The following is a 13,119-nucleotide window of genomic DNA, read 5'->3' as shown; positions in this document are numbered from 1 at the left end:
TATTTTAGTTTGCCATATCAGATATGAATTTGATACGGACCAAACGGATTTCATCTTCTGAATATTCACCTAACTCGTTGATTGCTTCTTCCAGATCGTCCGATTCTGCTTCTTGGAAATATTGAAAAATATCATCCAGATGATCTTCGTCTATTACCTCACGCAAGAAATAATCAATATTGATTTTGGTGCCTGAATATACAATTGCTTCAACTTCATTGAGCAATTCGGTAAAATCTATTCCTTTCGATTCGGCCAGATCGTCCAAGGCTACTTTTCTGTCGATGGCCTGTACTATGGCAACCTTTAATTTCGACTTGTTAGCAACGGTTCTTACACGTAAATCTTCGGGACGTTCAATCTCGTTTTCTTCGACATGTTTCTTTATAATCTGTAGGAATTCGGCTCCGTATCTTTTAGCCTTACCTGCCCCTACACCCGGAATATTCTGTAATTCCTCCATTGTGATAGGATAGATGGTTGCCATGGCTTCCAATGATGGATCCTGAAAGATCACATATGGCGGAACGTTATTATTCTTAGCCATTTTTTTGCGAAGGTCTTTCATAATAGAGAATAATACCGGATCTACGGCAGAACCTCCACCTCCACCTTTTACAACTACATCATCTATGTTGTCATCGTCTTCCAGATCTTCTTCATCGGCAGTCGTAATTTTGAAAGATACAGGTTTTTTCAGGAAGTCTTTTCCCTTTTTTGTAATTTTCAACAACCCGTAATTCTCAATATCTTTATCAAAATATCCTGCGATAATGGCCTGACGAATCACTGCATTCCATGTATCTTCATCGGCATCATCTCCGGAGCCGAACACTTCCAGATCCTGATGCTCGTATGTTTCAATTTCGGATGTTTCTTTACCTCTGAGGATATTGATAACATAATCCGTCTTGAATTTTTCTTTTAACGCAACTACAGCTTCCAGAGCTGTTAATAATAAATCTTTAGCTTCCACCTGTTTTTTTGGATTTACACAATTGTCACAATTTCCACAATTTCTCACTTTATATTCTTCACCGAAATAGTGAAGGAGCACCTTTTTTCTGCATAATGCAGTCTCTGCGTATGCCGCTGTTTCAAGGAGCAGTTGTTTTCCTATTTCTTGTTCGGCAACAGGTTTTCCCTGCATGAACTTTTCTAGTTTCTGTAAGTCTTTGAAGGAGTAAAATGCAATGCATTTACCTTCTCCTCCGTCGCGTCCGGCCCGGCCTGTTTCCTGATAATATCCTTCAAGGCTCTTTGGCATGTCGTAATGTATTACATACCTTACGTCCGGCTTGTCTATCCCCATCCCAAATGCAATGGTAGCTACAATCACATCAACCTGCTCCATCAGGAATGCATCCTGATTTGCTGAGCGTGTATTTGCATCTAATCCTGCGTGATATGGTAATGCATTGATGTTGTTTGTTTGCAGTATTTCTGCAAATTCTTCTACTTTTTTGCGGCTCAGGCAATATATAATACCCGATTTATGCCCCTGTGACTTGATATATTTTATGATATCCTTGTCTACATTGTTCGTTTTGGAACGCACTTCATAGAAAAGATTTTCCCTGTTGAATGAAGCTTTAAAAACATCGGCATCGACCATGCCCAGATTCTTCTGGATGTCGAGTTGTACCTTTGGCGTTGCTGTAGCGGTAAGTGCAATAATCGGATGCTTACCTATCTCGGTAACTATAGGGCGTATTCGTCTGTATTCCGGGCGGAAATCGTGTCCCCATTCCGATATACAGTGTGCTTCATCTATAGCGTAAAACGAAATCTTTATTTGTCGAAGAAAATCTATGTTTTCTTCTTTGGTCAAGGATTCTGGCGCTACATAGAGTAATTTGGTTTTACCAGAAAGGATATCGCCTTTCACCTGTTCTATGGCAGCTTTGTTTAGTGATGAATTGATAAAATGAGCAACTCCGTCTTCTTCGCTGAAATTGCGCATTGCATCTACCTGGTTCTTCATCAGCGCTATAAGCGGTGATATGATAACAGCCGTTCCCCCCATCAACAAGGCTGGTAACTGGTAACAAAGCGACTTCCCTCCCCCTGTAGGCATCAGGACAAAAGTATCCTTCTCGTCCAGAAGATTCTGGATGATTGCCTCTTGGTTTCCTTTGAATTTATCAAAGCCAAAATGCTTTTTTAAAGCAACGGTCAGTTTATCGTTTCGGTCAGGCATATTTGTAAAAAAATAGGCTATTATGTTATACGAAGATAAAGTCCTAATTTTAAATCTCCAACTTAAAATAGGCTATTTTTTATGAAAAAAACAAACTTTATTGTGAATTTTTGAGTTTTATCATTTGTGACTTCTCGAGTTGTTCCCCGGCATAGTCTTTGGTGATGTGTAATTGCGTTTGTTTTGTAGATGGTATGGTAAACATTGCGTCCATCATTATATTCTCTACAATGGAGCGCAATCCTCTTGCTCCTAACTTATATTCTACTGCCTTATCTACAATAAATTCGTATACATCTTCATCGAATGTGAGATCTACGTCATCCATTTTGAAGAGCTTGATGTATTGTTTTATTATAGAATTTTTAGGCTCGGTAAGAATTCTGCGCAAAGCACTTCTGTCCAGTGCATCCAGATATGTCAGTATCGGCAGACGGCCGATAATTTCCGGGATCAGTCCGTAAGATTTTAAATCTTGAGGTGCTACATATTGCAATAGGTTTTCTCTGTCTACTTCTGCGTTTTTCAGAGAAGAGGCATATCCTACTACTTTAGTATTCAGGCGTTGGGCGATTTTACGTTCTATACCGTCAAATGCTCCACCACAAATGAAGAGGATGTTTTTAGTATCTACAGCTATCATTTTCTGGTCAGGGTGCTTACGGCCTCCTTGCGGCGGCACATTCACGATTGATCCTTCAAGCAATTTTAGCAATCCCTGCTGTACTCCCTCTCCGCTTACATCACGGGTGATTGACGGGTTATCACTTTTGCGTGCTATCTTATCTATCTCATCAATGAATACGATTCCTCTCTCGGCTGATGCTACATCATAGTCCGATGCCTGAAGTAGCCGTGTAAGGATACTTTCGATGTCTTCTCCTACATATCCGGCTTCGGTAAGCACGGTTGCATCTACAATGGCAAAAGGTACGTGCAGCATCTTTGCTATTGTACGGGCTAGAAGCGTCTTTCCTGTACCGGTAGGTCCTACAAGGATAATATTCGATTTTTCTATTTCTATATCATCGTTCTTTTCCTGTAATATCCGTTTGTAATGATTGTAAACGGCAACAGCCAGATAACGCTTAGCATTATCTTGTCCGATAATATATCCGTCGAGGTATTCTTTTATCTTTTTGGGGTCAGGCAATTGTGTTTTGTCTATGCCTATCGAAGATTTTTGTTTGGCTTCGATGCTTTCTTTTACGATTTGGTAGGCCTGTTCGGCACAGCTATCGCAGATGTCTGCGGACAAACCGGATATAAGCATGTTTACATCCTTATCGCTTCGTCCGCAAAAACTGCATTGGTTTATTTCTTTTTTTGCCATAAATTGAATTATAAGTAGTGGGTTTTAAGTTTTATCTGAACCCATTACTTACTATTACTTATTTCTTGTTAAAACTTCGTCAACCATACCATAATCTTTGGCTTCGGCTGAAGTCATCCAGTAATCACGGTCAGAATCTTTTTCAACCCTGTCGAACGGTTGTCCTGAGTGATCGGCTATAATGGTGTATAGTTCTTTCTTTATTTTACCTATCTCACGGGCAGTGATTTCAATATCGGATGCCTGTCCTTGTGCGCCTCCTAGTGGTTGGTGAATCATTACGCGTGAATGTTTCAGCGCAAAACGTTTGCCTTTTTCTCCAGCTACAAGCAGTACGGCTGCCATAGACGCTGCAATACCTGTACAGATGGTAGAGACATTGCTGTTTATAAATTGCATGGTATCATAGATGCCATATCCTGCATAAACCGAACCGCCGGGAGAATTGATGTAGATAGATATGTCTTTACCGGAATCGGCAGAATCCAGATAAAGCAACTGTGCCTGGATAACATTAGCAGTATAATCGTCTATCTGGGTGCCAAGAAAGATGATTCGGTCCATCATCAGACGGGAGAATACATCCATCTGCGCCACATTCAACTGACGCTCTTCAATAATAGTGGGTGATATATAGCTGCTTGTGATATCTACATATTTATCTAGAGCAAGTCCGTTCATACCTAAATGCTTGGTAGCATATTTCTTAAATTCATTGTTCATAATATTTTCCTTTCGATAAGTGAATAATTTAATACTATAGTCTTATAAACAATTATCATGCCATTGTGACCGGCACAAAAAAGAGGCTAATATTCAGCCTCATTTCTTATAAACAAAGTTATAAATAAAAAATTGAAAAGCTAAGATATTATCCGGTGTATTTCTACTATTATTCATCAAAAACGGGCAGAAAGAGTATTTATTCTTCTGCCCGTTATATAATTTCATTTAGGTTTATGCTTCTTCCTGTTTGTCTTCTTCTTTTTCGAAGAATTTGCGGAAGTCATCCAGTGATATGGATTTTTCTTCTATACCTAATTTTGTTTTTAATGCGTCAATTATTTTGTTTTCCATTGCGCGTTCGAGCAGGTTGCGTGCGTTGTCTTTGTTTTTCAACATATCATTCGCATAGTTTTCAACCATTTCGTCCGGCAGGTTCATCATGCCATATTGCGCAAACTGAGCTCTTGCTGCCTGCATCGCAATAGTTTTCATATCTTCATTTTCAATCTTGATATCATAATCTTTTGCGATTTGTTCCTTGATGAGGTGGAATTTCAGGTCGGCTACGATTTTCGGATAATCTGCTTCGATGGATTCTGCTGTTCTTTCCTCACCTGATGCTAGCAGCCATCTTTTAAGGAAAGCATCGGGGAATTGAATATCTCCGACTTTTTTCTCCAGAAGTTCCTTTGCATCCAACAGGAATTTGTAATCGCTATCCGGAGCAAACTGGTCTTCGATAGTTTCTTTTACCTTTGCTTTGAATTCAGCTACATCTTTTACTGTATCTGCTCCGAATACTTTATCGAACAGATCTTTATCTAGTTCAGCTTCTTTGTAACGGGTGATTTCAGTGATTTCAAATTTAAATTCAGGAGCAATGGCTTCTACTGCATCTTTTTCGATGTGAAGTAGTGATGCGATCTCGGTTTCATTTCCTTCATATGCTTTCCCAGGATTGAATGTGATCACATCTCCGGCTTTAGCTCCAACGAATTTAGCTTGTTCGTCAGCATCTTTCATGTAAGATGGCATTACTACACCGGCTTCTACATTGATACCGCCTTCTTTTGCTTTGCCGCCTTCCAGTTCCGAGATAGTACCTCTGACAAGGTCGGTTGCAAGGGCGCCGTCCTCTATCTTGTCATACTTACCGTAATTTGCTTTGTAAGACTCGATTTGTTTATCAACAAGTTCTTCGTTTACATCAATTTTGTAGTAGGTGACTTTATCTTTCTTTGTCAGTGATAGTTTAATTTCAGGAGCAAGGGCTATATCGAAATAGAAATCATAGTCGCCTTCTGTTGCGAAATCGATCGCTTGTTGCTTTTCTTCGTTGGGAAGCGGTTCGCCAAGCACATTCAATTTATTTTCCTGAATATAGTTATATAGGCTTTCACCTACTATTTTGTTTATTTCTTCGGCCATTATGGATTTACCGTACATCTTTTTTACCATACCTACAGGTACAGTGCCCGGACGGAATCCCGGTACATTTGCTTTTTTGCGGAAAGTTTTCAGTGCACTATCAAGTTTTTCCTGATAATCAGCTTTAGCTACACTGATTTGTAGAATAGCATTTACGCTATCAACATTTGTTAGAGATACATTCATCTTAACGGGTTTATTTTAAATTATTACAAGTTTATTCAAATGTATAAGAAAAAGTTAGCTTTCACAGCTCTCTTTTTTGGTGGTGCAAAAATAGTCTTATTATTGTAATATTCAAAGAGAAATAATAATTAATCTCAAGGCCTTTTTTATAAAAAGATGGTATAATGCGTTAAAAATATGTTTTGTAACATGTTTTAATATAAAAAAATGCTAACTTTGTTTTTAAGTTAATTATTGAACCTGATTTATATATCAAGCTTTTCTCTATGGTAGCAGATAGCAGCAATGTTGTAAGTATATCGGAATGTATTCCGGAGATTTGGGATTTGTTGAATAATAAGGAACGTGACTTAATTTCGGCAAACGCGAAGATTCTTGACTATAAAAAGAATGAGGTAATCTACAGAGAAGAAGAGACTCCTCAAGAATTGATGTGCCTGTGTAAAGGCAAAGTCAAGATATATAAAGATGGAGTAGGCGGACGTAGCCAGATAATAAGAATGATACGTCCTACACAATATTTCGGGTATCGAGCCTATTTTGCCAACCAGCCATATGTGACTGCTGCTTCGGCTTTCGAGGCTTCCACTATCTGTTTTATATCTATGCAGATTATTGAAGAGATAGTTACTGTAAACTCAAAATTAGGAATGTTCTTTATCCGGGAACTGTCTACAGATCTGGGCATTGCAGATGAAAGGGTGGTTAATCTTACTCAAAAACATATCCGCGGACGTTTAGCTGAATCGCTAATCTTCCTTATCGAAAACTACGGATTGGAAGAAGACGGCGCTACTATCAGTATCTACCTGTCACGGGAAGACCTTGCCAATTTGTCGAATATGACAACCTCAAATGCAATCAGGACGCTGTCTACATTTGTTGATGAACATATAATTACACTCGACGGCCGGAAAATCAAGATAATAGACGAAGAAAAGCTACGAAGAATAAGCAAAATCGGATGATAACCAATATTGCTCACAAATATCTCAACTTCAAATATAAAGAAGTTGCCGGATTTATCAATAAACCAGTCTATACTCAGGAAAAAATACTATCCTATTTGCTTCACAATGGAGCGCAAACGCTAATAGGTCAACGATATAACTTTTCCTCAATTAAGAATAAAGACGATTTCAGAAAGCAGGTTCCTGTTTTCCATTACGAAGATTTGCGTCCCTATCTTGATAAGATACTGATAGATAAACAGCAAAACGTTTTGTGGAACAAACCCGTAAAGTGGTTTGCTATGTCGTCCGGTACTACCGAGGATAAGAGTAAATACATCCCTGTCACCCAAGAATCTCTGACAAAAGGTCACTATAAATGTGGAGAGCAGATGCTTGCTATATACGGGCAGGCAAATCATAAGGCCAGATTCTTTTTCGGAAAGACATTGGTTTTGGGAGGAAGTAAGCAGATAAACAATATAGGAGACGGTATTTTTACCGGAGATATATCTGCTATATTGATCAAGAACCTGTATTTCTGGGCTAAGAAAAGCCGTACTCCTGAGAGCATTTCCCTGTTACCCGATTGGGAAATTAAGTTGCAGGCATTAGCAGATTATGCTGTAAAGAACGATGTAAGGGCATTCATGGGTGTACCTTCATGGTTGCTTGTCCTTTTGAAAAAAATAAAGGCTGATACCGGGCGCGAACTGACTGATATCTGGCCTAATCTGGAAGTGTTCTTCCATGGGGGGGTCAGTTTCACCCCATTCGAAGAACAATATAAGAAGATCATACAAAAGCCTGAAATGCGTTATTGGGAAACGTACAATGCTTCGGAAGGATTCTTCGGAGTACAGTTTTCCGATAAATCGAAAGATATGCTCCTGATGCTGGATAGCGGTATCTACTACGAATTTGTTCCGATGAGTGAATGGAATAGTGAAAATCCTAAGACACTGACATTGGACGAAGTGGAGACCGGGCAGAATTACGCACTCCTCATCTCTACCAATGGCGGGCTTTGGCGCTATATGATAGGTGATACTATCGAGTTTACGTCTACCAGTCCCTATCTGTTCCGGATAACAGGTCGTACAAAGAACTTTATCAATGCTTTCGGAGAGGAGATTATCATTGACAATGCTGAAAGAGCTTTATCCGAAGCTTGTAAAGATACAGGTACACAGATAACTGAATATACAGCCGCTCCCGTTTATTTTGGAGATGAAAATACCGGTGCCCATGAGTGGTTTATCGAGTTTTCCGTCGAGCCCGACGATTTGGATAAGTTTGTCAAATCTTTGGATGACAACCTGAAGAGGGTAAACTCGGACTATGAGGCTAAGCGTTCCTATAATCTCTCTTTAGGTTTACCTATTGTGAAAAGTTTGCCAAAAGGGACGTTTAATGAGTGGCTGAAATCGATAGGGAAACTGGGCGGGCAAAACAAAGTGCCGCGGTTATCGAATAACAGGGACTATGTAGATAGGCTAAGGTCGTTTATAGAACAAACAAGATAAGGCAAAAAAGGATGGTTGTACAACCATCCTTTTTTATTCCTATGCGTATTACAGCAAACTTGCCGCTTCTGCATCCAGGAACCAATACAAATAGCCCCTTTTGGGATTTACTTTCGCCGCAGGGTATTTATTCAGGTGTTCTTTCCGGTTCTTTATTATATCTCTTACTTTTTCAGCTTTGTTCTTTCCTGTAGCAAGGAATACGACATACTGTGAGTTGTTTACCACTTTACCGCTGATAGTCACCCGCTGCATACCTGTTTCAGGGTGCTCACCGATTACACAGATGTCTTTACTGTCCCAGAGTTCGATCTGATTAGGGAAAATCGATACGGTATGTCCGTCATCACCCAGTCCGAGCATGACAATCTCGAAACTAGGCATGTCCTGCTTTTGCATCAGTTTCGATTTCAGAACTGTACCATACCATAACGCTTCTTCTTCCGGTTCGTTTTCTCCGTGTATACGGTAGATGTTATTATTCGGAATGCTCGGCACTTTGTCGAATAAGTGATCCTTTGTCATCCCGAAGTTATTCATCACATTTTCCGGTGGTACGCAACGTTCGTCTCCCCAGAAAAATGAGATACGGTTCCAGTCGATAGACTCTTTACAATTCTCGGCCCAATAGTCAAAAATTACCTTAGGCGTGGTTCCCCCCGACAGGGCCAGATTGATGTGCGGATATACATCCAGCAACTTTAGTACAAACTCGGTGAATCCTTTGCTTAAAGCGTTAGGATCTTCATAAACTTTAATCTCTTCTTTTATCATAGTTCGCAATATATACCATCGTCAGACAGATTCTTACAAGGATATCTCCATGTAAGATTTTTTTCTTCAATCAGGTCATCGGCGCAGTTGGGACCCCATGATCCGGCAGGATATCCATGTAGTGGCGCATCCGGATTCTTCTCCCAGAAATCAAGCAGCGGTTGCACGAATTTCCATGTGGCTTCCAAGGCGTCGCCCCGGATATATAATGTAGAGTCGCCTACCATACAGTCGAGCAGCAGGCGCTCATATGCTTCGGGCAGGTAGGTATCTTGTAATTGCGAATAGTGGAAATCCATATTCACATTCTTTACCTGATAGCCGCTTCCCGGCACTTTCATCTTTGTTTTCAGCAGAATGCCTTCATCGGGCTGTATTCTTATTACCAATTGATTGTCGTCATTGTTCAGGTCTGTAGTTTCAGGAAACAATCGTTGCGGAGCAGGTTTGAAATGTATAACTACTTCCGATACCCGTGTCGGTAAACGTTTTCCGGTGCGGACATAGAAAGGAACATCTCCCCAGCGCCAGTTGTCAATGAACAGTTTCATCGCTACATAGGTCTCGGTACGTGAATCTTTATCCACATCTTTTTCTTCCCGGTATCCTTTGGCGTATTTGCCTTTTATGTTGGCTGCTGTGTATTGTCCGCGAATAACATTTTTGAACAAATCGTCATTCGACATAGGACGGAAGGCCTGAAATACTTTTAGCTTTTCATTTCGTATCGAAACCGAATCTATAGACATCGGAGGCTCCATTGCCACAAGAGCTACTAATTGCAGCAGGTGATTTTGTACCATGTCGCGTAATGCTCCTGAATGATCATAGTATCCTCCACGATTTTCCACGCCAATGCTTTCAGCCGCCGTGATTTCGACATGATGGATGTAATTTCTGTTCCATAATGGCTCATAGATACCATTTGCAAAACGGGTAACAAGCATGTTTTGTACTGTTTCTTTACCCAGATAATGGTCGATACGGTATATCTGCTCTTCATCATAATCTTCGCGTAAAGAAGCATTTAATGAAATTGCGGATTTCAAATCTGTACCGAAAGGTTTTTCTATAATAATCCGCCTGAAATTATCGTCCTCTTTGTTCAAGCCTTGCTCTGCCAGGAATTTAGGAATGAGAGGGTAGAGCGCAGGTGGCGTAGATAGATAGAAAATATAGTTTCCTGCAGTATTTTCTTCTTTGTCGAGCAGATCTAAACGGTCTTTCAGCTTCGAGTATTCTTTACCGTCATCTGTATTGATAGACAGATAATGAAGTTTCTGGCAGAATGTGTTTAATTCTTCATCAGAGACGTCTTTAGCCGTAGCAAATTGCTTGATACCATCTTTCATCTTTTCACGGAAAGAATCATCCGTGAAAGGACTGCGGGCCACTCCCAATACTGCAAAGTTTTTAGGAAGTGAATTCTGTTTATGCAAATCGAATATAGCAGGTACCAGTTTCCTGTATGTAAGATCTCCCGATGCACCGAATATGACCAGTGCCTGATCTTTTATAATTTTTGGTTTCATCGTATTTTAGTTACGAGTTACAAGTTACAAGTTACGAGTTTGTAGAAGCGACTTATTGTGTGTCCGACTTGTAACCCGTAACTTGCAACTGCCCGTAGGGCGAAGTAACTAAGTTAGTCTTTCTTTATTTCATGGCCGCCAAACTGATTTCTCATAGCTGCCAGTAATTTCATTGCATAAGACGATTCCTGTCTCGATTCGAAACGGGTGAAAAGTGAAGCTGTGATGACATGTGCAGGAACATCAAAGTCCATCGCAGTCTGTACGGTCCAGCGACCTTCGCCGCTATCGGCTACATAATCTTTGATGCCGTCCAGATTTTCGTTTCCTTCAAGTGCATTGCCTATCAGTTCCAGTAACCATGAGCGAACAACCGAGCCTTCCATCCATACACGCGAAACTTTTTCTAAGTCTACATTATATGGGGAGTTCTTCATTATTTCAAATCCTTCTGCGTATGCCTGCATCATACCATATTCGATGCCATTATGTACCATCTTCACCATATGGCCGGAGCCGCTCTCGCCGCAACGCATATATCCGTTTTCAGGGGCAAGGCTTTTAAAGATAGGTTCAGCGAAGTCGCAGGCTTCCTTGTCTCCGCCATACATCAGGCAGTATCCGTTCTGAAGTCCCCATACGCCACCACTTGTACCACAGTCGAGGTAGTGAATTCCGTGTTCTTTTACTTTCTTTCCACGTTCAACAGTTTCTCTCCAATAGCTATTGCCGCCATCTACAATTATATCGTTTGGTTTAAGTAATGTAAGCAGTTCGGCAATGTTCCCGTCTACAGGCTTGCCGGCAGGAACCATTAACCATACCAATTTGCGTTCATCCAATTTACTAACAAGGTCTTTCAGGCTGGAAGCCGGTATAGCTCCTTTTGCAGCTACTTCATCTATTTCTTTTTGAGTTAAGTTGTAAGCAACTACTTCGTGTCCATGATTCAACAGGCGCTCTACCATTTTACCGCCCATTTTGCCTAATCCTACAAATCCGATTTTCATATTAGTTTCTATTTTTATTTTTATAATATAAACAAGTTAAGGCCGCAGACCTATTAGACTCGCCTTCGCGTCGTCGACTGTTAATTATTGCTTTGGTAATTAAAACAACAATAGTTAGTTACCATTATAGAATATATTATCAAATTCTATCCGTTATTTAGTATTTGAAAATATTTTGATAATTAATCTCTTAAACCCTACGAAGTTACTATTTTTTTATGATTTTAAGTTAAAACAGTGTGTTATATTATTTAGTTCATCGATAGTGAATATTGGTTATCAATATTTTATATATGGAAAATGTTTGATAAATATTATCTATTTAGCCCGTTATTATATTTTAATTGTCAATAATTCAGATAGCAACTTATAGGGACGGATCCGTGTCCGGCATTAGCCACCCAAAAACATTCCCCTTACATACAGATAATAGCAATAATACTTTATACTGTTTATTATCTAAAATTGACTGCCTGTTAAAAAGTAACAAAGGTAACAGATATATCAGTTAACGGTCATCAGTTAGCAGTTAACAACTTGTATCTTGTCTACTTGTAACTTTTACAAAAGGTAACATATGTAACAGTCTTTTTAGCCTTTGTGATTCCCGCTGTGTACTTAGTGGCTAAATTTCTATACCACAAGGGACACAAAGATTTACACAAAGAGCACTATACAAAAAGTAAAGATATATCAGTTAACAGTAAACCAACTTGTAACTGCCCCAAGGGCACAATAACTTGTAACTCTAAAAAAGGTAACAAAGGTTACACTTTTTCTACTTGTTGCTTTTTACTCTCATTGCATGTCCCCCTTTGGGAAAACAACGCCAATTAGGGGACATTTCAGTCTATCGAAGAGCTGTCGGCTAATAGCCATATATGCATTGATAAAGTATTTACCAATACAAACGATTATTTTTGAAATAACTCTTCGTTCGCACTATTTATAAGAAAAAGCCGAAAGACTATGTTTTGTCTTTCGGCTTCTTATATTATTCTTTATCTATTTTTTATTTATAATCATCTGGGGCAATTGTCATTTCTCCTATGACTTTGTCCGATGCATTTTTATATTCGTACTTATATGTTATTTCATATTCTTTTAATTGGGCTATTTCCGGCGAACCTTTTAGCGCATCAACAGCTGCCGCTTTGCCTGCTGCCGTATCGAATGTTTCGATGTCCTGGTCTATTTTATAAGAGAATTTCATCGTTCTGTTTCCTTCTACTTTGCAGCTTTCCAGAGTTAATCCTCCTCCAAGACTAAGCGGGCATTGCTTGTTCATTTGCTCTACCTGCATATCTAGGTATTTAGTTACTACTGCGTCTTTTGCATCTTTGCATTGGATGAAAAACGAAGAAATGAATACAATAGCAATGATGCTAAGGGTAGTTTTTGTTAAATTTTTCATAAGTTATTTTTGTAATTAATAGTTAGTATGTAAAGATAGT

General features: G+C 39.5%; 10 protein-coding genes. 2 read left to right on the top strand and 8 right to left on the bottom strand.

All coding sequences use genetic code 11. The features are described 5' to 3' along the window. Positions 1-4: 4 nt before the first annotated feature. From recQ to tig, 4 genes are all read right to left on the bottom strand, one after another. Positions 5-2,200, bottom strand: coding sequence for a DNA helicase RecQ (gene recQ, locus QZL88_RS07040; protein ID WP_296939519.1), 2,196 nt, complete (start codon positions 2,198-2,200; stop codon positions 5-7). A gap of 97 nt (positions 2,201-2,297) precedes the next feature. Next, positions 2,298-3,533: an ATP-dependent Clp protease ATP-binding subunit ClpX gene (gene clpX, locus QZL88_RS07035; protein WP_296939517.1), complete on the bottom strand. Its 1,236-nt coding sequence runs from the start codon at positions 3,531-3,533 to the stop codon at positions 2,298-2,300. Between the two features lie 54 nt (positions 3,534-3,587). Then, a complete protein-coding gene (gene clpP, locus QZL88_RS07030; RefSeq protein ID WP_296939515.1) occupies positions 3,588-4,256 on the bottom strand; it encodes an ATP-dependent Clp endopeptidase proteolytic subunit ClpP in 669 nt (222 codons plus the stop codon). A 234-nt stretch (positions 4,257-4,490) separates the two neighbouring features. Further along, on the bottom strand, positions 4,491-5,873 hold the full coding sequence (gene tig, locus QZL88_RS07025; protein ID WP_296939512.1) for a trigger factor: 1,383 nt from the start codon (positions 5,871-5,873) through the stop codon (positions 4,491-4,493). Positions 5,874-6,139: 266 nt separating this feature from the next. Here tig and QZL88_RS07020 point away from each other — a divergent pair, with 266 nt between their 5' ends. Both QZL88_RS07020 and QZL88_RS07015 read left to right on the top strand, forming a co-directional pair. Then, positions 6,140-6,841 (top strand): Crp/Fnr family transcriptional regulator, encoded by a 702-nt coding sequence (locus QZL88_RS07020; protein WP_296939511.1) that lies wholly within the window; start codon positions 6,140-6,142, stop codon positions 6,839-6,841. Beyond that, positions 6,838-8,349, top strand: a complete 1,512-nt coding sequence (locus QZL88_RS07015; protein WP_296939509.1) for a GH3 auxin-responsive promoter family protein — start codon at positions 6,838-6,840, stop codon at positions 8,347-8,349. The genes QZL88_RS07020 and QZL88_RS07015 overlap by 4 nt, the downstream gene beginning before the upstream one ends. 48 nt (positions 8,350-8,397) lie before the next feature. On the opposite strand, the gene pgl is transcribed toward QZL88_RS07015, so the two are convergent. The 4 genes from pgl to QZL88_RS06995 all read right to left on the bottom strand — a co-directional run bounded on the left by pgl (position 8,398) and on the right by QZL88_RS06995 (position 13,079). After that, positions 8,398-9,123, bottom strand: a complete 726-nt coding sequence (gene pgl / locus QZL88_RS07010) for a 6-phosphogluconolactonase (RefSeq protein WP_296939507.1) — start codon at positions 9,121-9,123, stop codon at positions 8,398-8,400. Continuing rightward, positions 9,120-10,655, bottom strand: a complete 1,536-nt coding sequence (gene zwf, locus QZL88_RS07005) for a glucose-6-phosphate dehydrogenase (protein ID WP_296939506.1) — start codon at positions 10,653-10,655, stop codon at positions 9,120-9,122. Before zwf ends, pgl begins: the two co-directional genes overlap by 4 nt. A 113-nt stretch (positions 10,656-10,768) precedes the next feature. Then, the gene (gnd, locus tag QZL88_RS07000; RefSeq protein WP_296939505.1) at positions 10,769-11,665 is read right to left on the bottom strand and encodes a phosphogluconate dehydrogenase (NAD(+)-dependent, decarboxylating); all 897 of its coding nucleotides are present in this window, start codon (positions 11,663-11,665) and stop codon (positions 10,769-10,771) included. A gap of 1,012 nt (positions 11,666-12,677) precedes the next feature. Continuing rightward, positions 12,678-13,079, bottom strand: coding sequence for a hypothetical protein (locus QZL88_RS06995; protein ID WP_296939503.1), 402 nt, complete (start codon positions 13,077-13,079; stop codon positions 12,678-12,680). Positions 13,080-13,119 lie beyond the last annotated feature (40 nt).

Source organism: uncultured Dysgonomonas sp., assembly GCF_900079725.1.
Classification (GTDB): Bacteria; Bacteroidota; Bacteroidia; order Bacteroidales; family Dysgonomonadaceae; genus Dysgonomonas.
Note: the sequence above shows the minus strand (reverse complement) of the source record. Positions and strands in the feature narration are given on the sequence as shown.

Excerpts from the sequence above, each read along its gene's own strand:
- recQ (WP_296939519.1), bottom strand. The coding sequence starts at position 2,200 with ATGCCTGACCGAAACGATAAACTGACCGTTGCTTTAAAAAAGCATTTT.
- clpX (WP_296939517.1), bottom strand. The coding sequence starts at position 3,533 with ATGGCAAAAAAAGAAATAAACCAATGCAGTTTTTGCGGACGAAGCGAT.
- clpP (WP_296939515.1), bottom strand. The coding sequence starts at position 4,256 with ATGAACAATGAATTTAAGAAATATGCTACCAAGCATTTAGGTATGAAC.
- tig (WP_296939512.1), bottom strand. The coding sequence starts at position 5,873 with ATGAATGTATCTCTAACAAATGTTGATAGCGTAAATGCTATTCTACAA.
- QZL88_RS07020 (WP_296939511.1), top strand. The coding sequence starts at position 6,140 with ATGGTAGCAGATAGCAGCAATGTTGTAAGTATATCGGAATGTATTCCG.
- QZL88_RS07015 (WP_296939509.1), top strand. The coding sequence starts at position 6,838 with ATGATAACCAATATTGCTCACAAATATCTCAACTTCAAATATAAAGAA.
- pgl (WP_296939507.1), bottom strand. The coding sequence starts at position 9,123 with ATGATAAAAGAAGAGATTAAAGTTTATGAAGATCCTAACGCTTTAAGC.
- zwf (WP_296939506.1), bottom strand. The coding sequence starts at position 10,655 with ATGAAACCAAAAATTATAAAAGATCAGGCACTGGTCATATTCGGTGCA.
- gnd (WP_296939505.1), bottom strand. The coding sequence starts at position 11,665 with ATGAAAATCGGATTTGTAGGATTAGGCAAAATGGGCGGTAAAATGGTA.
- QZL88_RS06995 (WP_296939503.1), bottom strand. The coding sequence starts at position 13,079 with ATGAAAAATTTAACAAAAACTACCCTTAGCATCATTGCTATTGTATTC.